Source organism: Streptococcus sp. 596553, from assembly GCF_900411395.1.
Taxonomy (GTDB): Bacteria; Bacillota; Bacilli; order Lactobacillales; family Streptococcaceae; genus Streptococcus; species Streptococcus mitis_BA.
The window spans coordinates 57061-77842 of sequence record NZ_OXCQ01000008.1; the positions used below are offsets into that span (position 1 = coordinate 57061).

Here is a 20782-nt window from a genome sequence, read left to right on the forward strand (position 1 = left end):
ATTTCATAAACATTTCATATTTGGGTTTTATAATAGTCTTACAAATATGGAGGTGACAAATGAATCCAATCCAAAGAACTTGGGCTTATGTCAGTAGAAAACGACTGAGAAGTTTTATTTTATTTCTGATTTTATTGGTCCTATTGGCCGGAATTTCAGCCTGTTTGACTCTGATGAAGTCCAACAAAACAGTGGAAACCAATCTTTACAAATCACTCAATACCTCTTTTTCTATTAAGAAGATAGAAAACGGACAGACCTTTAAGTTGTCGGACTTATCATCCGTGAGCCAGATTAAGGGACTGGAAAATGTCTCTCCTGAACTCGAAACGATTGCAAAACTAAAAGACAAGGAAGCAGTGAGTGGTGAGCAGAGCGTAGAGCGTGATGATTTGTCAGCTGCGGACAAGAACTTGGTTAGTTTAACGGCTCTTGAGGATTCATCCAAAGATGTCACCTTTACCAGCTCGGCTTTCAATCTAAAAGAAGGGCGACACCTTCAAAAAGGGGATTCCAAGAAAATCCTGATCCACGAAGAGTTGGCTAAGAAGAACGGTCTTTCCCTTCATGACAAGATTAGCTTGGATGCTGGTCAGTCCGAATCTGGCAAAGGGCAAACAGCAGAGTTTGAGATTGTCGGCATCTTTTCTGGTAAGAAACAGGAGAAATTCACAGGCTTGTCTTCTGACTTCAGTGAAAATCAAGTCTTTACAGACTATGAAAGTAGCAAAACCCTTTTGGGCAATGGTGAACCGCAAGTTAGTGCAGCACGCTTCTATGTAGAAAATCCTAAGGAGATGGACGGACTCATGAAGCAGGTGGAAAACTTGTCCTTGGAAAATCAAGGCTATCAAGTCGAAAAGGAAAACAAGGCCTTTGAACAAATCAAAGACTCAGTTGCAACCTTCCAAACCTTTCTGACCATCTTCCTTTATGGGATGTTGATAGCTGGAGCAGGGGCCTTAATTCTTGTTTTGTCTCTCTGGTTGAGAGAAAGGGTCTACGAAGTGGGAATTTTACTGGCACTTGGAAAGGGCAAGAGCTCGATCTTCCTACAGTTCTGTTTAGAGGTAGTTTTGGTATCTCTCGGTGCTTTGCTTCCAGCATTTGTTGCAGGAAACGCAATCACAACTTACCTACTGCAAACACTACTAGCCAGTGGAGACCAGGCAGCCCTACAAGACACGCTAGCTAAAGCAAGCAGTTTATCAACCAGCATCTTATCTTTTGCAGAATCCTATGTTTTTCTAGTTCTGCTTAGTTGCTTGTCTGTAGCTCTTTGTTTCCTATTCTTATTTAGAAAATCGCCTAAGAAAATTTTATCATCTATTAGTTAATACTCTTCGAAAATCAAATTTAAACCGTGTCAGCTTCGCCTTGCCGTACTCAAGTACAGCCTGCGGCTAGCTTCCTAGTTTAATCTTTGATTTTCATTGAGTATAAGAAGGAGAAATCATGACTTTATTACAATTACAAGATCTTACCTACCGTTATAAGAATACTGCCGAGGCAGTTTTATATCAGATCAATTATCATTTTGAACCCGGGAAATTTTACAGTATTATTGGGGAATCAGGAGCAGGGAAATCCACTCTCTTGTCCCTCCTTGCCGGTCTTGACAGTCCTGTTGAAGGTTCGATTCTTTTTCAGGGAGAGGATATTCGTAAGAAGGGCTATTCTTACCATCGCATGCACCATATTTCCTTGGTTTTTCAAAATTATAACTTGATAGATTATCTTTCTCCACTGGAAAATATCCGCTTGGTTAACAAAAAGGCAAGCAAGGATACACTGCTTGAGCTTGGTTTGGATGAAAGTCAGATCAAGCGGAATGTTCTCCAGTTATCAGGTGGTCAACAGCAACGTGTTGCCATTGCTCGTAGTTTGGTCTCAGAAGCTCCAGTCATTCTTGCTGATGAACCAACGGGAAATCTGGACCCTAAAACTGCTGGAGATATTGTTGAACTGCTCAAATCACTTGCCCAGAAAACAGGTAAATGTGTCATCGTCGTCACCCACAGCAAAGAAGTGGCACAAGCGTCAGATATTACACTTGAGTTGAAAGATAAGAAACTGACTGAAACTCGCAATACTAGTAAATAATTTGAGCTTATTTTGATAGAATGATTAAATCAAATCTAGAAAGGGAACCTATGTTACACAACGCATTTGCCTATGTCACAAGGAAGTTTTTCAAATCGATTGTCATCTTCCTGATTATTCTCCTCATGGCGAGCTTGAGTTTGGTCGGCTTGTCGATCAAGGGAGCTACTGCCAAGGCTTCTCAGGAGACCTTTAAAAATATCACCAATAGCTTCTCCATGCAAATCAATCGTCGCGTCAATCAAGGAACGCCACGTGGTGCTGGGAATATCAAGGGTGAAGACATCAAAAAAATCACCGAAAATAAGGCTATTGAGTCTTATGTGAAACGCATCAACGCTATCGGAGATTTGACTGGCTATGAACTCATCGAAACGCCAGAAACCAAGAAAAATCTGACACCTGACCGTGCCAAACATTTTGGAAGTAGCTTGATGATCACTGGTGTCAATGACTCTTCTAAAGAAGATAAGTTTGTCTCTGGTTCTTATAAGTTGGTCGAAGGTGAGCATCTAAAAAACGACGACAAGGACAAGATTCTTCTGCACAAGGACTTGGCAGCCAAACACGGCTGGAAAGTAGGGGATAAGGTCAAGTTGGACTCTAATGTCTATGATGCTGACAATGAAAAAGGTGCCAAGGAAACAGTCGAAGTGACAATCAAGGGACTCTTTGATGGTTATAATAAGTCAGCAGTAACTTACTCACAAGAGCTTTACGAAAATACAGCTATCACAGACATTCACACTGCTGCAAAACTTTATGGATACACAGAAGACACAGCTATTTATGGGGACGCAACCTTCTTTGTAACAGCGGACAAGAACTTGGATGATGTTATGAAAGAGTTGAATGGCATAAGTGGTATCAACTGGAAGAGCTATACACTGGTGAAGAGCTCGTCTAACTATCCAGCCCTTGAGCAATCTATCTCTGGTATGTACAAGATGGCCAACCTCCTCTTCTGGGGTAGCTTGAGTTTCTCAGTTCTTCTCCTTGCCCTCTTGCTCAGCCTTTGGATCAATGCCCGTCGCAAGGAAGTGGGAATTCTCCTCTCTATCGGTCTCAAGCAGGCAAGTATCTTGGGGCAATTCATCACTGAATCCATCTTGATTGCTATTCCTGCTCTTGTTTCTGCTTACTTCTTAGCTAATTACACTGCCCGTGCAATTGGAAACACTGTCCTTGCCAACGTGACTTCAGGTGTTGCCAAACAGGCTAGCAAGGCGGCTCAAGCCTCTAATCTTGGTGGTGGTGCAGAAGTAGATGGCTTTAACAAGACCTTGTCAAGCCTAGATATTTCCATTCAGACATCAGACTTTATCATCGTCTTTGTCCTTGCTTTAGTTCTAGTGGTTCTCGTTATGGCGCTTGCTTCAAGCAATCTCCTTAGAAAACAACCAAAAGAGCTCTTGCTGGATGGTGAATAATACTGATGCTAGACTGAAAAATGAGGCTAGCAACTGAAAGTTTTAAAATGATAAATAAATCCGAAAGCAGTGGTGAAAATCATTGCTTTCAGTTGCTTTCTTTGTACTTTAGTACTTAAATATGATATACTAAGGTTATGGAATTTATTAGAAAGGAGTTTCGCAACTTATATATGGAATTGTGCATAAAAATCTATAGAAATCTTATCTTGAAAATAGATAGATAAATCTGTAGAAGCCTATCCATATCGCAAACATAGGCTAGTAGACCTAGGCAGGGTCTACCTTGGAAAATATAGAATAGTGAGGAAAAATAAACATTATGAGACAAACAAATGTTAGAGGAAGCTTGTCCCTCCGTGGCTTTAGAAAATTGAGAACTGGTGCAATTGTTGCGACAGGTGTCATTTTGCTAGGTCTGGGCTTTTTAGCTCCAACTGTGTCAGCAAGTGAACAAGATGGTGTCTGGGTAGCCAGAACAGTTGAGGAAGTGAAAGCTGATCTTCAAAAAGAAGGTGATTTATTTAAGTATGTCATTAAGTGGGGAGATACATTAAGTGTTATCAGCGAAGCAAGTAATATCCCTGTAGATGTACTCCAAGAAATGAATCAAGCTTCAGGCAAGAATTTATTCTTACCACACAATGAATTGTACTTTACTGAAGCTGAAACGGTTTCAGATACAGTCACAAAACACAAGATTGTCATCAAAGAAAGTGGTGCCAGTGGCGAAGTTCGCACTTACGAAGTCTTGCTCAAGAAAGATCAGGAAACAAAAGCTGTTACCTTTGAATTAACAGATGTCACTGAGAAAGTTGAAAAAATGACTGTGAACTATAGCCCAGTCTATCAGCCTGTATCAGCACCAGTAGTGGAAAGAGCGGAAGAATCGGGTGAAAAGCCTGCCTCAGAAGCACCAGCAGAGACAAGCCCAGAAGTTAAAGAAGAAACAGAAGCTCCAGCAGAATCAACTGAAGCAAAAGCAACAGAACCAGAGGTGGTAACACCAGCGCCGAAAGAAGAGAAGCCAGCGACTCCAGCGACAAAAGTGGAAGAGCCAACAGAATCATCTGAACCAAAAGGAACAGAAGCAGAGCCAGAGGTAGCTAAACCAGCTGAACCAAATGCAGAAACTCCAACGCCGAAAGTAGAAGAGCCAACTACTCCAACACCTAAAGAAGATGCAACTGAAGGAAAAATAGAAGCACCGAAAGTTGAACAACCAGAGGCGTCAGCTGAACCAACAGAACCAGCGCCAGTGGTAGAGGAAGGCACTTCAGGAGAACAAGATCAACCAGCAGAAGAAACCCCAGCACCATCAAAACCAGAAACACCATCTTCAACAGAAGAAGTAGCAAAGGAAGCTGAAGGAACAGAGCCAGAGGCAGCGAAACCAACTGAATCAAAAGCAACCGAGCCAGAGGTAGCGAAACCAGCTGAATCAAACGCAGAAGCTGCAACAGAATCAACAGAAGCTTCAGAAACTTCAGCAGAAACAACACCTAAAGAAAATGAAACAGAAGGAACTACACCAGGTGCAACAGCAGAAGCAGGGGAAACAACAGGAGAAGAAGGAAAAGAACCTGAGAAAACGTCAGAAACGGCAAATACTCCATCAACAGGTGTTACAGCTAGTGCTAATTCAGATGAATCAGGAAATACAACTGAAGAAAAAGCAGAAATGCCGAAAGTTGAAGAGCCAGCGCCAGCGGTAGAGGGTACAACTGCAGGAGAACAAGGTCAACCAGTAGAAGAAAACCCAGCACCAAAAGAATCAGGAGAAGAAGGTAAAGCGGAGGATTCAGTTTCTTCAACTGAATCTTCATCAACTGCCTCTGAAGGTGAGTCAACAGTTACACAACCATCTGTAGAATCAGGAACAGATTCTACATCGGAAGCTGAAGGAAAAACATCTGAGGAAGCAGGAACACAAGCTCCAGCAGAATCAGCTACAGCACCAAAAGAAACAGATTCAACTTCAGAAAAAGAAGTTGAAGAATCAGGAGTAACAGGAAAAGAAGCGAAAGAAACTGAAGAAAAACCAGCTCCAAAAGAAGATTCAACATCAGTAGATGAAAGTAACGCCGAAACATCAAATAATCCAACAACAGGCGCTACAACTAGTGCTGATTCAGGTGAATCAACTCCTTCAACATTGACCTCTGATAAAACAAAACCAGAAGAGGTAGCAAATGAATCTGAAGGAAAAGAGTCGGCAGAATCAGGAACATCTGCAACTACGGAAACAGCAACACCAGCGCCAGCAGCAGACTCTACAAATGAGGTGACTAATGAAGGTGAATCAGAAAATCCCGTAGCAGAAGAAACACCAGTTACAGAAGAACAACCGTCTACAGACAATACGGCTTCATCAAGTGCAACAAGTAATTCAGCTGACTCAAGTTCATCAACTGAATCAACAGCTCCAGAATCAACGACTGCTACAACGGGAAATACTTCAAATTCATCAACAGACGTTACAACTGATGGCAACTCAAACGATTCAACTTCTAATGAAGAAAAACCTCAAGGCGATGAACCAGCTGTGGAACATCAGGGTTCAGAGAAGTCTTTAGAAGAAGATACCAAAGATAGTAATAAAGCTGCGATTGATGACGATAGGAAAACAAAAGACGCAGAGATCAATAAGAGTACTTTAAATGAGGATAAGAAAAAAGAAGCACTTGAAAAAGTGAAGCAACTCACTGAAGAGTACCATAATAAACTCAAAAGCGAGCAAGATACAGATAAACAAGCTGATCTGATAGATGAATATCGAGATAAACTACGTGAAATTGAGACTCCAGGTGTAGAACATGATGGACCTGATTTCAAGAAACCAATCGAAAGTCATGCTGGTGGAACAACTATAGATGAAAATAGTACAGTAGCAAACAGCGCACTAACTTCTAGCAATCCATCTTCTCAGCCGTCCTCATCTGAAGACTCACCACAAGCAAAACCTGCGGCAACGTCGGACAGTTCTACAACTGGTGACTCAGGCTTCCGAAGTGCAGGAACTTACCAACCTCGAGTAACTCGTCGTCGTAGAAGTATTGAGGAACCTCAAAACACAGTCTCTATTTATTATAATTTTGATGGTATGAAAGATATTCCAGGCTTCTTTGGTGATCCTGGTGAAAAAAATACCGTTACGATTCCTGCTGGAACGAGTGAAGCACAGGCAAAAGAATTAGTAAAAGAAAAAATTCAAGCTAAAGTTCAAGAATTAAATAAACGTGGATATACAGTAAAAGAAGAAATAGTATTTGAGCAAGATACTGATGTGAAAAACTTTAATTACGTAGTCACTTTCACTAAGCAAGCTACAGGAACTACAGGTTTTAGAATTGCACCAAAAGTTCAAGTGAGAGCTAAAAAAGTTGCAAAAAGAGATTTATCTAATAAAACTAAACAAATAAATATCTACTATAATTTAACATCTCTTAAAGATATAGCTGGAGCATTAGGAGAATTAGGTGGCGAAAATGTGCTTACTTTCTCTGGAGAGACATCTAAAGAGGAATTAAAACGAGCTGTTGAAGAAAAAACAAAAGCCCAAATCGAGAAACTTAAAAAACAAGGCTTTACAGTTACGTCAAAAACAGACTTAGATCAAATCATTGAAGGTGGAGATAGCTATGACTATGTTGTAGAATTCACAAAAGAATCCAAAACACAGCCAGTAGGAACTACAGGCTTTAGAAAAGCTCCACTAGTTCAAAGAAGGGCTAAAAGATCAACAGAAGTAAAAGAAACTGTGAATGTTAACATTTACTTCAACCTAAAAACTCTACCAGGTATAGCTGGTGCATTGGATGTAGATGGAGAGACTACTATCAAACTTCCAAAAAATGCTAGTGAAAAAGAAGTCAAAGAAGCAATCAAAGCTAAAATTGCTAAGGTGGAAAATCGTGGATATAAAGTAAATGATTTCTACTTTGGGGCGAAAACAGAAAAAGGCTATGATTATGTTGTAGAGTTTACAAAATAAGCTAAGACACAACCAGTAAGGACTACAGCCTTTAAAAAAAGTCCCACTAGTTCAAAAACCAAATAACCTTCCTTCCACAGAGAGTGAAATGCAAGCAGAGAGAGCGATAGGCTCTCTTTGTTTTATCTAGTGGTCAGTTGATTACAGACAAAAGGCCAGTAAGAGGCTATAATAGAAAATAGAGTAGGTATTTATTCTAATACTCTTCGAAAATCTCTTCAAACCACGTCAGCGTCGCCTTACCGTATATATGTTACTGATTTTGTCAGTTCTATCTACAACCTCAAAGCAGTGCTTTGAGCAACCTGCGGCCAGCTTCCTAGTTTGTTCTTTGATTTTCATTGAGTATAAGAAAAATAAAAAATAGAGAGCAGTTAAAGTATGAAAATTTTAATTGTAGAAGATGAAGAGATGATCCGTGAGGGGATCAGTGACTATTTGACAGATTGTGGTTATGAAACCATTGAGGCTGCAGATGGGCAAGAAGCCTTAGAAAAATTTTCCAGCTATGAAGTAGCCTTGGTTTTACTGGATATTCAGATGCCCAAGCTCAATGGTCTGGAAGTACTAGCTGAGATTCGTAAAACCAGTCAGGTTCCTGTTTTGATGTTGACTGCCTTTCAGGATGAAGAATACAAGATGAGTGCCTTTGCTTCGCTAGCAGATGGCTATCTGGAAAAGCCCTTCTCCCTCTCCCTCTTAAAAGTGAGGGTGGATGCGATTTTCAAGCGCTATTATGATACGGGAAGAATCTTTTCTTACAAGGATGCCAAGGTGGACTTTGAAAGCTACAGTGCAAGCCTCGCAGGTGAGGAAGTAGCTATCAATGCCAAAGAGTTAGAAATTCTTGATTATTTGGTGAAAAATGAAGGAAGGGCCTTGACCCGTTCTCAGATTATCGATGCCGTATGGAAAGCGACAGATGAGGTTCCATTTGACCGCGTCATTGATGTTTATATCAAGGAATTGCGGAAAAAACTAGACCTGGACTGCATCCTCACTGTGCGCAATGTTGGTTATAAATTGGAGCGAAAATGAGACGAACAGGTTTATTTACAAAGATATTCATCTATACCTTCTCGATATTTAGTGTTCTGGTTATCTGCCTTCATTTAGCCATTTATTTTCTCTTTCCTTCGACTTATCTGAGTCATCGTCAGGAAACCATTGGCCAGAAAGCGACAGCTATTGCCCGGTCACTAGAAGGAAAGGATAGACAGAGTATCGAGCAAGTCTTAGACTTGTATTCCCAGACTAGTGAGATTAAGGGGGCGGTCAAGGGTGAGATGACCGAGGACAAGTTAGAAGTCAAGGACAATCTTCCTCTGGATACGGACCGTCAGACTACCTCTCTCTTTATTGAGGAGCGGGAGGTGAAAACGCAAGACGGTGGCACCATGACTCTCCAGTTTTTAGCGTCCATGGATTTGCAAAAGGAAGCAGAGCAAATCAGTCTCCAATTTCTTCCCTACACCTTGCTGGCATCCTTTCTGATTTCCCTATTGGTGGCCTACATCTATGCTCGGACCATTGTTGCCCCGATTTTGGAAATCAAGCGGGTGACCCGTCGGATGATGGATCTGGATGCTCAAGTACGTTTGCGCGTGGATTCCAAGGATGAGATTGGTGATCTCAAGGAACAAATCAATAGCCTCTACCAGCATCTTTTGACTGTCATTGCGGACTTGCATGACAAGAATGAAGCCATTCTCCAGCTGGAAAAGATGAAGGTCGAATTCCTACGAGGGGCTTCTCATGAATTGAAAACACCGCTGGCTAGTTTGAAAATCCTGATCGAAAACATGAAAGAAAATGTCGGTCGTTATAAGGATAGAGACCACTATCTGGGAGTTGCCTTGGGGATTGTGGATGAGCTCAATCACCATGTTCTCCAGATACTTTCTCTCTCTTCTGTACAGGAATTACGAGATGATAGGGAACAAATTGACTTACACCAGATGACCCAAAGTCTGGTTAAGGATTATGCCTTGCTAGCCAAGGAAAGAGAGCTCCAGATTGATAATAGCTTGTCCCATCAGCAGGCCTATCTAAATCCATCAGTCATGAAGTTGATCCTGTCTAATCTCATCAGCAATGCCATCAAGCACTCGACTCCAGGTGGCTTGGTTCGAATTGGCGAAATAGAAGGGGAATTCTTTATAGAAAATAGCTGTAGTCCAGAAGAACAAGAAAAACTGGTCCAATCTTTTTCTGATAATGCTAGTCGCAAGGCCAAAGGGTCTGGGATGGGGCTCTTTGTGGTCAAAAGTCTATTGGAACATGAAAAATTACCTTATCGTTTTGAGATGAAGGAGAATCGTTTGACCTTCTTCATAGCTTTTCCAAAAGTTGTCCAAGACTAGGGAGAGAAAGGGTTTACATAGATGAAGCTAGAAGAAATTCAATCGAAACTACGGGAAAAACTAGATTTTTTTGTCAAAAAGTGATAAAATGAACAATGTAAATGGGATGACCCATAAAAATATACAGGAGGCCTGATAAAATGGCAATCGTTTCAGCAGAAAAATTTGTCCAAGCAGCTCGTGACAACGGTTATGCAGTTGGTGGATTTAACACAAACAACCTTGAGTGGACTCAAGCTATCTTGCGCGCAGCAGAAGCTAAAAAAGCTCCAGTTTTGATCCAAACTTCAATGGGTGCTGCTAAATACATGGGTGGTTACAAAGTTGCTCGCAACTTGATCGCTAACCTTGTTGAATCAATGGGTATCACTGTACCAGTAGCTATCCACCTTGACCACGGTCACTACGAAGATGCACTTGAGTGTATCCGAGTTGGTTATACTTCAGTTATGTTTGATGGTTCACACCTTCCAGTTGAAGAAAACCTTGAAAAAGCTCGTAAAGTTGTAGAATTTGCTCATGCAAATGGTGTATCAGTGGAAGCTGAAGTTGGTACTATCGGTGGTGAAGAAGACGGAATCATCGGTGATGGTGAATTGGCTCCAATCGAAGACGCTAAAGCAATGGTTGAAACTGGTATCGACTTCTTGGCAGCTGGTATCGGTAACATCCACGGTCCTTACCCAGAAAACTGGAAAGGTCTTCACCTTGATCACTTGCAAAAATTGACTGAAGCTGTTCCAGGATTCCCAATCGTATTGCACGGTGGATCAGGTATTCCTGATGAGCAAATCCAAGCAGCTATCAAACTGGGTGTTGCGAAAGTTAACGTTAACACTGAATGCCAAATCGCATTCGCTAACGCAACTCGTAAATTTGCTCGTGACTACGAAGCAAACGAAGCAGAATACGACAAGAAAAAACTCTTCGACCCACGTAAATTCTTGGCTGACGGTGTAAAAGCTATCCAAGCATCAGTTGAAGAACGTATCGACGTATTCGGTTCAGAAGGTAAAGCTTAATCTAGCTGAATAATACAGAGAAGACCTGCCCATTGGGTGGGTTTTTTGATTTCAAGCTACTCGTTTTAGTATAGTAAACTGGATCTAGACTAGCACAATGCTGCTTCTATAGCGTTTTGAAACTGGAATAGGACGCCATGACTGCTAAAAGATTTCTATAAATTCATTTGATTTTCCTAATCAATTTGTTCGTATCTTATTTCATTCCACTATAAAACATTCTTATCAATTGATTTGAATGCCAAAATTCCATCGCTCCGGTCTTGTTTCATTTGGCTATAAAAAACTCTCCTAGAATTCTCAGGAGAGTATGAGTGGTTATTTAAACTTGAATCCTTCGTAAATAAGCTCTGCTTTTGGATTTTGTTTCTTAATCTGTTTGGAGAGTGACTTCATCATAGAAAGAGGACCACACATATAGACGGTTGCCTGTTCGGGTACTTCTTCTTGATCAAAATTAAGATAGCCGTCTTTCCTACTGTCTACTAGATGGAGTTCAAAATTAGGATTTTTCTGAGCATAGTCACGGAGCAAATCCAGATAGACTGCATTTTCCTCTCCACGGAAACTATAGTAGAAGTGAACCTGTTTATCTAAAATAGGATGTTCACGGATGTAAGAGATGAAGGGGGTAATCCCAATACCTCCAGCAATCCAAACCTGATTTTCTCGTCCTTCTTCTATGATCATGTGTCCGTATGCTCTGTCTACGCTTACTTTGCTGCCGACTTGAAGATTGTTATAGATATTCTTGGTATGGTCGCCTGAATTTTTAACAGTGAAGTAAAGAGTTTGGCCGTGACCTCCTGAGATAGAAAAGGGATGTGGAGCACTTTCAAAACCTTCTTGGAAAATCTTTAGGAAGGCAAATTGTCCTGATTGATAGTTGAAAGGTCTGCTAAGATGGATTTGAATTTCTCTAGTATCGTGATTTAAGCGTTTGAGATTGGTAATTTCCCCTAGATAGGGGAAGCCGATCTTTTGATATAGAAAAATGATATAAAAACCAGCCAGTAATCCTAAAAGGGCATAGCTACCAACAAGAAAACTTAGAAGATTAAATGTAAGGAGGCGATTGCCCATCATCATATAGACATGAAAGAGTCCGAAAATATAAGCTAGATAAACCAGACGGTGAATCCATCGCCAGGCTTCGTATTGGATGTATTTGCCTAAATAGGCGACAAGGATGATGCTGACAAAGATATAGATGGAAAGGTTTCCAAACTGAGCAGCTAAACGAGAGCCCCACAAACCGCCCATACTAAAGTTATGAAAGATTAGTAGGATGATGGAGAGAAAGGCTGTGAATTTGTGGATGGTGTAGACCTTCTCCAAACCGTGAAACCAGCTTTCTAGTAGTGGGAGACGAGTGGCTAGGATAAAAGTCAGAGATAGGCTTGTTAAAGCTAGTCCTGGAATCATGAATTGGGGAGAAGTGTTCATCCAAGTCAAAATAGTCAAGATAAAACTAGCTGTGATAAAGAGTAGTCCTTTGATTGATTTCATAGAAAATTCCATTTCATTAAGATTTTGATTTGTTGTAAATAAATTTGTTACATTTTATCATAGAAAAAGTATGGTGTCAAATTGATGTCTATAAATATCTGCTATCATTAAAAAACTCTCCAATTGAACTGGAGAGTGGCTGTTTATACTCAATGAAAATCAAAGAGCAAACTAGGAAGCTAGCCGCAGGCTGCTCAAAACACTGTTTTGAGGTTGTGGATAGAACTGACGAAGTCAGTAACATATATACGGCAAGGTGAAGCTGACGTGGTTTGAAGAGATTTTCGAAGAGTATTATTCTGCAGCTTGTTGCCAACGTTTGGCTAGCATATGAGACAGGCTAGAAATTGCTAGGTTAAAGCTGAAGTAGATGAGGGCAATCAGGATATAAAGACTAAACACTTGCTCTGGTTCAAAATAACGGCCCATGAGAATTTGGCTAGCTCCAAAGAGCTCTTGTAGGGCGATAACAGAGTAGAGAAGACTGGTATCCTTAATCACGGTAACAAACTGAGAAATGATGGCTGGCAACATTTTGCGAATGGCTTGTGGGAGAATGATGTGGTAGAGGATTTGGGTTGATGTAAATCCTTGCGACATTCCTGCTTCGTACTGTCCCTTGTCCACGGCATTGAGACCGCCTCGGATAATCTCAGCTAGGACCGCTGATGTAAAGAGGGTAAAGGCTGTAATACCTGCTGGAGTGGACTTCATCTTAAAAACTAAAAAGATAGTGAAAATCCAGAGGAGGTTAGGAACGTTACGCACAAACTCGATATAAATGCTGGAGATAATGCGTAAGACAGGATTTTTCCCATTTCTCATGACGGCTAGCACCGTTCCAATAAGGGTAGAGAGGATGATGGCAATCAGAGAAATGTAGAGGGTCAAGCCAAATCCTTTAAAGATAAAGACTAGGTTATCTGGGGTCAAAACTTCTAAAATGGATTCCATAGTAACCTCCTAAAGTGAATAGGCTTTTTTGTTGGCTTGCTCCATCTTGCGACCAAACTGGGCAACAGGGAAGCAAAGAGAAAAGTAGAGAAGGGCAGCACCTAGAAAGGCTGGGATATAGTTTCCGTTAAGAGCCGACCAAGACTTGGTCACAAACATCAAGTCCACTCCAGAAATGATAGCGACTGTCGAGGTATTCTTAATGAGATTAACGATTTGGTTAGTCAAAGGTGGGAGAATGATACGGAAAGCCTGAGGCAAGATAATCAAACGCATAGCACTGATATAGGTAAAACCTTGCGACAAGGCGGCCTCCATCTGACCGCTAGGAATAGACTGAATCCCTGAGCGAATAACCTCAGCGATATAGGCACCGTGATAGAGACCCACGCAGAGAACAGCTGTCCAATAAATCGGAATCATGATGATATGGTCACTGATAAGAGGTAGGCCATAAAAAACGATAACAAACTGTACCAAGAGGGGAGTGTTTTGGTAAAATTCCACGAAGATGCGAGCTAAAATACGCAAAATAGGACGTTTGCTGGTTGACATGGCTCCAAAGAAGATGCCTAAGACCATGGCGAGGATAAAGGATCCAATCGCTAGGGCAAGGGTGAAGAGGAAACCATTGAAAAATTGTCCAAAATCCTGAAAATAGGCTGTCCAAGATGATAAATCTGTCATAGGGTGTCCTCCTTAATCTGCGGTATGGCTAGATGGTTTGAGCTTGTAACGGTCATAAAGTTTCTGCAAACTACCATCCTTGCTCCATTTAGTAACCAAGTTATCAAGATAATTGTTGAGCTCTGTATTTGATTTCTTGGTGACGATACCGTAGTCAGATGGCTTAAAACTATCATTTAGCAGTTCTGTCCGTTTACTGATATAGCCAGATAGAATAGAGCGGTCAACGGAAAAGGCATCAATACGGTGAGCATGTAGGGAAGTAATCAATTCTGGGTAGGAACCAAGTTCGACGAATTTAAAGGTCAAGCCTTTCTTTTTACCCAGTTCAGTAATCAGGCGTTGGGTGATGGAACCTTGGGCGACTCCGATGGTTTTTCCGTTTAGGTCCTCAAGGCTTTTGATTTTGGCAGACTTATTGACCAAAAAGCCAGAAGCATCCGTGTAGTAGGGGCTGGTGAAGTTGTAGAGTTTTTTGCGTTCGTCTGTGATGGTAAAGGTCGCGATATCCATATCGACCTGTTCATTGTCTAGAAGGGGTCCACGAGTTTGCGCTGTAACAGGTACATAGCGAACCTTGACCTTGAGCTCATCAGCGACCATCTTGGCCAGGTCAGTTTCGATACCAGAATAGGTCCCTGTCTTGGGATCTTTGTAGCCAAAATTGGGAACATCTTGTTTGACACCGACAACCAGTTCGCCTCTTTTTTGAATATCTGCGACGCTGGTATCAGCCTGGACTGGTTTTGCAGCAGCAAGGCCGAAAAGGCTAATCAATAATGCGGATAAAAAGAATTTCTTTTTCATAGACGCCTCCTTATTTGACTTTGTCACTTTCGTGGTTGATGATTTTGCTGAGGAATTGTTGGGCACGAGGTTCGCTTGGATTGTCGAAAAAGTCATCAACATCTGTCGTATCCACCAAAACTTCTCCATCAGCCATAAAGATAATGCGATCCGCAACTTCACGGGCAAAGCCCATTTCATGGGTAACGACAATCATATTCATACCATCGTGGGCCAATTTTTGCATAACTGCCAGAACATCGCCGATGGTTTCAGGGTCTAGGGCAGATGTTGGTTCATCAAAGAGAAGGAGTTCCGGATGCATAGCGAGTCCACGTGCAATGGCAATCCGTTGCTTTTGTCCACCAGACAGCATAGCTGGATATGAATCTTTCTTGTCCCACATATTTACAAATTCCAGATATTTTTGGGCTGTTTTTTCAGCTTCTTTTTTATCAATTCCTAGAACTTTTATAGGTGCAAGTGTTACGTTTTCTAACACTGTTTTGTGCGGATAGAGGTTAAAATGTTGGAAAACCATGCCGACTTCCTTACGAAGAGGCACCAAATCTTTCTGGCTGGCACCAGCAACTTGGTGACCATTTACTAGAAGACTTCCCTTGTCGACAGCCTCTAAACCATTGATGGTGCGGATAAGAGTGGACTTACCAGAACCAGAAGGGCCTAGGAGTACAACAACTTGCCCTTTTTCAAAACGGAGATTGATGTTACGGAGTGCATGGTAATCTCCGTAATATTTTTCAACGTGTTCAAATTCTACTAAAGCCATAAGGAATCTCCTTTGTGTTAGATTTTATAACACGATTCTACACCAAAAGAATTGCCTTGTCAAATCATATCTGAAAAATTCACTAAAATTTTATAAAAAAGCAATCTGGATAGAGAAAAAGCCTAAATCATGTTATAATGAAGCAATAGAATTCTTAGAAAGAGTGGATGTCTTTTTGATAACACCTACTTATGAATGGCAGTTTGCCCCGCAGGTAGAAGATGCGGATTTTACAAAGATAGCCAAGAAGGCTGGACTGGGTCCTGAGGTGGCTCGGCTATTATTTGAAAGAGGGATTCAGGACCAAGAAAGTCTGAAGAAGTTTTTAGAACCTTCCTTGGAGGACTTGCATGACCCTTATCTGCTCCATGATATGGACAAGGCAGTGGAACGGATTCGTCAGGCCATTGAAGAAGGGGAAAATATCCTCATTTATGGAGATTACGATGCGGATGGAATGACTTCGGCCTCTATTGTTAAGGAAAGTTTGGAACAGCTTGGCGCCGAGTGCCGTGTTTATCTACCCAATCGTTTTACTGATGGCTATGGACCTAATACAAGTGTCTATAAATACTTTATCGAGCAAGAAGGAATTTCCTTGATTGTGACGGTGGACAATGGGGTTGCTGGTCACGAGGCTATTGAATTGGCCCAGTCTATGGGAGTGGATGTCATTGTGACTGACCACCATTCTATGCCTGAAACCCTGCCTGATGCCTATGCCATTGTCCATCCTGAACACCCTGATGCGAACTATCCTTTCAAATATTTGGCTGGTTGTGGAGTGGCTTTCAAGCTGGCGTGTGCCCTTTTAGAAGAAGTACAAGTGGAATTGCTTGATTTGGTCGCTATTGGTACCGTTGCAGATATGGTTAGTTTGACAGATGAGAACCGTATCTTGGTTCAATACGGTCTGGAAATGTTGGGACATACTCAGCGTATTGGTCTACAAGAAATGCTGGACATGGCTGGGATTGCTGCCAACGAAGTGACAGAAGAAACGGTTGGTTTCCAGATTGCCCCTCGTTTGAATGCCTTGGGTCGTTTGGATGATCCTAATCCAGCCATTGATTTGCTGACTGGATTTGACGACGAGGAAGCTCACGAGATTGCCCTCATGATTCATCAGAAAAACGAAGAGCGCAAGGAAATCGTCCAGTCTATCTATGAAGAAGCTAAGACCATGGTGAACCCTGAGAAGAAGGTCCAAGTCTTGGCCAAGGAAGGTTGGAATCCTGGAGTTCTAGGGATCGTGGCTGGTCGTTTGTTGGAAGAACTAGGGCAGACAGTCATCGTTCTCAATATAGAGGATGGTCGTGCCAAGGGCAGTGCTCGTAGTGTGGAAGCGGTCGACATTTTTGAAGCTCTGGATCCTCATCGAGACCTCTTTATCGCCTTTGGTGGCCATGCTGGTGCGGCGGGTATGACGCTGGAAGTTGAGCAACTCTCAGATTTATCTCAGATTTTGGAAGATTATGTTCGTGAAAAAGGTGCAGATGCTGGTGGCAAGAATAAGTTAAACCTAGATGAAGAGTTGGATTTGGAGGCACTTAGCTTGGAAACGGTCAAAAGTTTTGAACGTTTAGCTCCTTTTGGAATGGACAATCAGAAACCTGTCTTTTATATAAAGGATTTTCAGGTCGAAAGTGCCCGTACTATGGGGGCAGGCAATGCTCATCTCAAGTTGAAAATTTCCAAAGGTGAGGCGAGTTTTGAAGTGGTGGCCTTCGGACAAGGCAGGTGGGCAACAGAATTTGCTCAAACCAAGAATTTAGAGTTGGCAGTCAAATTGTCTGTCAACCAATGGAATGGCCAAACTGCCCTCCAATTGATGATGGTGGATGCGCGTGTAGAGGGTGTTCAACTTTTTAACATCCGTGGGAAGAATGCAGTCTTGCCAGAAGGAGTTCCAGTCTTGGATTTTGCTGGAGAATTACCGAGTCTAGTAAATAGTGAAGCTGTTGTCGTAAAAACCGTTCCTGAGGATATTACTCAGCTGAAGACCATTTTTCAGAAACAGAATTTTTCCGCTGTCTATTTCAAAAATGATATTGACAAGGCCTACTATCTGACAGGCTATGGGACTAGAGAGCAGTTTGCCAAATTGTACAAGACTATCTACCAGTTTCCAGAGTTTGATATTCGCTACAAGCTCAAGGATTTGGCTGCTTATCTCAATATCCAACAAATCTTGCTGGTTAAGATGATTCAAGTCTTTAAAGAACTAGGCTTTGTGACCATCAAAGATGGGGTTATGACAGTCAATAAAGAAGCGCCAAAGAGAGAAATCGGAGAAAGTCAGATTTACCAAAATCTCAAACAAACCGTCAAAGACCAAGAAATGATGGCGCTGGGTACCGTGCAAGAAATTTATGACTTTTTAATGGAAAAAGAGTAGATCATAGGAAAGAGTTGGGAAACCAGCTCTTTTTTGAAAACAAATCTTCATTTTGAAAATCATCAAAAAAATGGTATAATGGTAGGAAAAGATTCGGCTAACAGTAATAGTGCTTTTAGAATAAGAGGGTAAGCAACCCTATAATCAAGATAAACTAAGATTTTGGAGGAAAAATGAGTAATATTAGTTTAACAACACTTGGTGGTGTACGTGAAAATGGGAAAAATATGTACATTGCTGAAATTGGAGAGTCCATTTTTGTTTTGAATGCAGGGTTAAAATATCCCGAAAATGAACAATTAGGGGTCGATGTGGTGATTCCAAAGATGGACTACCTTTTTGAAAATAAAGATCGAATTGCTGGGGTATTTTTAACTCACGGCCATGCAGATGCTATTGGTGCTCTGCCTTATCTCTTGGCTGAAGCCAAGGTACCTGTATTTGGCTCTGAGTTGACCATTGAGTTGGCAAAACTCTTTGTCAAAGGAAATGACGCAGTCAAGAAATTTAATGATTTTCATGTTATTGATGAAGATACGGAGATTGATTTTGGTGGGACAGTGGTTTCCTTCTTCCCTACGACTTACTCCGTTCCAGAGAGCCTGGGAATTGTCTTGAAGACAGCTGAAGGGAGCATCGTTTATACAGGTGACTTCAAATTTGACCAGACAGCTAGTGAATCCTATGCGACAGACTTCGCTCGTTTGGCAGAAATCGGTCGTGACGGCGTCCTGGCTCTCCTCAGTGATTCGGCCAATGCGGACAGCAATATTCAGGTGGCTAGTGAAAGTGAAGTTAGAGATGAAATTACCCAAACCATTGCTGACTGGGAAGGTCGTATCATTGTTGCAGCTGTTTCCAGTAACCTTTCTCGTATCCAGCAGATTTTTGACGCTGCGGATAAAACAGGTCGACGTATCGTCTTGACAGGATTTGATATTGAAAATATCGTCCGCACAGCGATTCGTCTCAAGAAGTTGTCTTTAGCCAACGAAATTCTCTTGATTAAGCCGAAAGATATGTCTCGCTTTGAAGACCATGAGTTGATTATTCTTGAGACAGGTCGTATGGGTGAACCTATCAATGGACTTCGTAAGATGTCGATTGGTCGCCATCGTTATGTAGAAATCAAGGATGGGGACCTGGTCTATATTGCTACGGCTCCGTCTATTGCTAAAGAAGCCTTCGTTGCGCGTGTGGAAAATATGATTTATCAGGCAGGAGGGGTTGTCAAATTGATTACCCAAAGTTTACATGTATCAGGGCACGGAAATGCGCGTGATTTGCAGTTGATGATCAATCTCTTGCAACCTAAGTATCTCTTCCCAATTCAAGGGGAATACCGTGAGTTGGATGCCCATGCTAAGGCTGCTATGGCGGTCGGGATGTTGCCAGAACGCATTTTTATCCCTAAAAAGGGAACCAGTATGGCTTATGAGAATGGGGACTTTGTCCCAGCTGGCGCGGTTTCGGCAGGCGATGTCTTGATTGACGGAAATGCTATAGGTGATGTTGGTAATGTAGTCCTTCGTGACCGTAAGGTCTTGTCAGAGGATGGTATTTTCATCGTAGCAATCACAGTTAACCGTCGTGAGAAGAAAATTGTGGCCAAGGCTCGTGTGCACACGCGTGGATTTGTTTATCTCAAGAAGAGTCGTGATATTCTCCGTGAAAGTTCAGAATTGATTAACCAAACGGTAGAAGAGTATCTTCAAGGAGATGACTTTGACTGGGCAGATCTCAAAGGGAAGGTTCGTGATAATTTAACTAAGTATCTCTTTGACCAGACTAAGCGTCGTCCAGCTATTTTACCAGTAGTCATGGAAGCAAAATAATCGTTGAAATAAACAGGGAGAAAGTCGAATTTCGGCTTTTTCTTATAGAAAAATAGAGGAAAAAATTATGGCAGTAATGAAAATCGAGTATTACTCACAAGTTTTGGATATGGAGTGGGGAGTGAATGTCCTCTACCCTGATGCCAATCGAGTGGAAGAACCAGAGTGTAAAGATATCCCTGTCTTGTACCTCTTGCACGGGATGTCTGGCAATCATAATAGTTGGCTCAAGCGGACCAATGTAGAACGCTTGCTTCGGGGGACTAATCTCATCGTCGTCATGCCCAATACCAGCAACGGTTGGTACACTGATACCCAGTATGGTTTTGACTATTACACAGCTCTAGCAGAGGAATTGCCACAGGTTCTGAAACGCTTCTTCCCTAATATGACAAGTAAGCGTGAAAAGACCTTTATCGCCGGTCTCTCTATGGGAGGCTACGGCTGCTTTAAACTGGCTCTTGCAACAAATCGTTTTTCTCATGCAGCTAGCTTTTCAGGCGCCCTTAGTTTTCAAGAGTTTTCTCCTGAAAGTCAAGATTTGGGAACACCAGCATACTGGAGAGGTGTTTTTGGAGAGATTCAAGATTGGACAACTAGTCCCTATTCGCTTGAAAGTCTGGCTAAAAAATCGGATAAAAAGACCAAGCTGTGGGCTTGGTGTGGCGAACAGGATTTCTTGTACGAATCCAATAATCTCGCAGTGAAAAATCTCAAAAAGCTGGGCTTTGATGTGACCTATAGCCATAGCGCTGGAACTCACGAGTGGTATTATTGGGAAAAACAATTGGAACGGTTCTTAGCAACCCTACCAATTGATTTCAAATTAGAAGAGAGACTGACTTAGTTTGAACTTTAGTGTAGGGAGTAGAACTAAAATAAAATATGTTTTCACTAGACTTTTCAAACGA

15 protein-coding genes are annotated in these 20782 nt (G+C 41.7%); 10 read left to right on the forward strand and 5 right to left on the reverse strand.

The features are described from left to right. Positions 1 to 59 precede the first annotated feature (59 nt). The 7 genes from DSY56_RS08420 to DSY56_RS08450 all read left to right on the forward strand — a co-directional run bounded on the left by DSY56_RS08420 (position 60) and on the right by DSY56_RS08450 (position 10912). A complete protein-coding gene (locus tag DSY56_RS08420; protein WP_112445061.1) occupies positions 60 to 1337 on the forward strand; it encodes an ABC transporter permease in 1278 nt (425 codons plus the stop codon). Positions 1338 to 1455: 118 nt separating this feature from the next. Beyond that, positions 1456 to 2103 (forward strand): ABC transporter ATP-binding subunit Vex2, encoded by a 648-nt coding sequence (vex2, locus tag DSY56_RS08425; RefSeq protein WP_112445063.1) that lies wholly within the window; start codon positions 1456 to 1458, stop codon positions 2101 to 2103. 50 nt (positions 2104 to 2153) lie between these two features. After that, positions 2154 to 3533, forward strand: coding sequence for an ABC transporter permease subunit Vex3 (gene vex3, locus DSY56_RS08430; protein WP_112445065.1), 1380 nt, complete (start codon positions 2154 to 2156; stop codon positions 3531 to 3533). A gap of 322 nt (positions 3534 to 3855) precedes the next feature. After that, positions 3856 to 7527, forward strand: a complete 3672-nt coding sequence (locus DSY56_RS12065) for a hypothetical protein (RefSeq protein WP_200832409.1) — start codon at positions 3856 to 3858, stop codon at positions 7525 to 7527. A gap of 381 nt (positions 7528 to 7908) precedes the next feature. Next, on the forward strand, positions 7909 to 8565 hold the full coding sequence (vncR, locus tag DSY56_RS08440; protein WP_112445067.1) for a response regulator transcription factor VncR: 657 nt from the start codon (positions 7909 to 7911) through the stop codon (positions 8563 to 8565). Then, the gene (gene vncS, locus DSY56_RS08445; RefSeq protein WP_112445068.1) at positions 8562 to 9890 is read left to right on the forward strand and encodes a sensor histidine kinase VncS; all 1329 of its coding nucleotides are present in this window, start codon (positions 8562 to 8564) and stop codon (positions 9888 to 9890) included. The genes vncR and vncS overlap by 4 nt, the downstream gene beginning before the upstream one ends. 140 nt (positions 9891 to 10030) lie before the next feature. After that, positions 10031 to 10912: a class II fructose-bisphosphate aldolase gene (locus DSY56_RS08450; protein ID WP_001019006.1), complete on the forward strand. Its 882-nt coding sequence runs from the start codon at positions 10031 to 10033 to the stop codon at positions 10910 to 10912. Between the two features lie 318 nt (positions 10913 to 11230). Here the strand turns inward: DSY56_RS08450 and DSY56_RS08455 are convergent, their stop codons facing one another. The 5 genes from DSY56_RS08455 to DSY56_RS08480 all read right to left on the reverse strand — a co-directional run bounded on the left by DSY56_RS08455 (position 11231) and on the right by DSY56_RS08480 (position 15638). After that, positions 11231 to 12421, reverse strand: coding sequence for a ferredoxin reductase family protein (locus tag DSY56_RS08455; protein WP_200832411.1), 1191 nt, complete (start codon positions 12419 to 12421; stop codon positions 11231 to 11233). Positions 12422 to 12715: 294 nt separating this feature from the next. Then, complete coding sequence (locus tag DSY56_RS08465) at positions 12716 to 13375, reverse strand: amino acid ABC transporter permease (protein WP_112445072.1); 660 nt, start codon at positions 13373 to 13375, stop codon at positions 12716 to 12718. Positions 13376 to 13384: 9 nt separating this feature from the next. Continuing rightward, the gene (locus DSY56_RS08470) at positions 13385 to 14062 is read right to left on the reverse strand and encodes an amino acid ABC transporter permease (protein WP_000131137.1); all 678 of its coding nucleotides are present in this window, start codon (positions 14060 to 14062) and stop codon (positions 13385 to 13387) included. A gap of 12 nt (positions 14063 to 14074) precedes the next feature. Further along, a complete protein-coding gene (locus DSY56_RS08475) occupies positions 14075 to 14869 on the reverse strand; it encodes a transporter substrate-binding domain-containing protein (RefSeq protein WP_112445074.1) in 795 nt (264 codons plus the stop codon). 10 nt (positions 14870 to 14879) lie between these two features. Next, positions 14880 to 15638: an amino acid ABC transporter ATP-binding protein gene (locus tag DSY56_RS08480; RefSeq protein WP_112445076.1), complete on the reverse strand. Its 759-nt coding sequence runs from the start codon at positions 15636 to 15638 to the stop codon at positions 14880 to 14882. A 175-nt stretch (positions 15639 to 15813) separates the two neighbouring features. Here DSY56_RS08480 and recJ point away from each other — a divergent pair, with 175 nt between their 5' ends. The 3 genes from recJ to DSY56_RS08495 all read left to right on the forward strand — a co-directional run bounded on the left by recJ (position 15814) and on the right by DSY56_RS08495 (position 20718). Then, positions 15814 to 18036 (forward strand): single-stranded-DNA-specific exonuclease RecJ, encoded by a 2223-nt coding sequence (recJ, locus tag DSY56_RS08485; protein WP_200832417.1) that lies wholly within the window; start codon positions 15814 to 15816, stop codon positions 18034 to 18036. A 173-nt stretch (positions 18037 to 18209) separates the two neighbouring features. Next, complete coding sequence (locus DSY56_RS08490; RefSeq protein ID WP_081571509.1) at positions 18210 to 19871, forward strand: ribonuclease J; 1662 nt, start codon at positions 18210 to 18212, stop codon at positions 19869 to 19871. 67 nt (positions 19872 to 19938) lie between these two features. Further along, positions 19939 to 20718, forward strand: coding sequence for an alpha/beta hydrolase (locus DSY56_RS08495; protein WP_000290034.1), 780 nt, complete (start codon positions 19939 to 19941; stop codon positions 20716 to 20718). Positions 20719 to 20782 lie beyond the last annotated feature (64 nt).

Bases quoted from the DNA above. Each gene is read 5' to 3' on its own strand.
- DSY56_RS08470 (WP_000131137.1), bottom strand. From the start codon at position 14,062: ATGACAGATTTATCATCTTGGACAGCCTATTTTCAGGATTTTGGACAA.
- DSY56_RS08450 (WP_001019006.1), top strand. From the start codon at position 10,031: ATGGCAATCGTTTCAGCAGAAAAATTTGTCCAAGCAGCTCGTGACAAC.
- vncR (WP_112445067.1), top strand. From the start codon at position 7,909: ATGAAAATTTTAATTGTAGAAGATGAAGAGATGATCCGTGAGGGGATC.
- vncS (WP_112445068.1), top strand. From the start codon at position 8,562: ATGAGACGAACAGGTTTATTTACAAAGATATTCATCTATACCTTCTCG.
- DSY56_RS08455 (WP_200832411.1), bottom strand. From the start codon at position 12,421: ATGAAATCAATCAAAGGACTACTCTTTATCACAGCTAGTTTTATCTTG.
- DSY56_RS08465 (WP_112445072.1), bottom strand. From the start codon at position 13,375: ATGGAATCCATTTTAGAAGTTTTGACCCCAGATAACCTAGTCTTTATC.
- DSY56_RS08480 (WP_112445076.1), bottom strand. From the start codon at position 15,638: ATGGCTTTAGTAGAATTTGAACACGTTGAAAAATATTACGGAGATTAC.
- DSY56_RS08420 (WP_112445061.1), top strand. From the start codon at position 60: ATGAATCCAATCCAAAGAACTTGGGCTTATGTCAGTAGAAAACGACTG.
- vex3 (WP_112445065.1), top strand. From the start codon at position 2,154: ATGTTACACAACGCATTTGCCTATGTCACAAGGAAGTTTTTCAAATCG.
- DSY56_RS08475 (WP_112445074.1), bottom strand. From the start codon at position 14,869: ATGAAAAAGAAATTCTTTTTATCCGCATTATTGATTAGCCTTTTCGGC.
- DSY56_RS08495 (WP_000290034.1), top strand. From the start codon at position 19,939: ATGGCAGTAATGAAAATCGAGTATTACTCACAAGTTTTGGATATGGAG.
- DSY56_RS12065 (WP_200832409.1), top strand. From the start codon at position 3,856: ATGAGACAAACAAATGTTAGAGGAAGCTTGTCCCTCCGTGGCTTTAGA.
- DSY56_RS08490 (WP_081571509.1), top strand. From the start codon at position 18,210: ATGAGTAATATTAGTTTAACAACACTTGGTGGTGTACGTGAAAATGGG.
- vex2 (WP_112445063.1), top strand. From the start codon at position 1,456: ATGACTTTATTACAATTACAAGATCTTACCTACCGTTATAAGAATACT.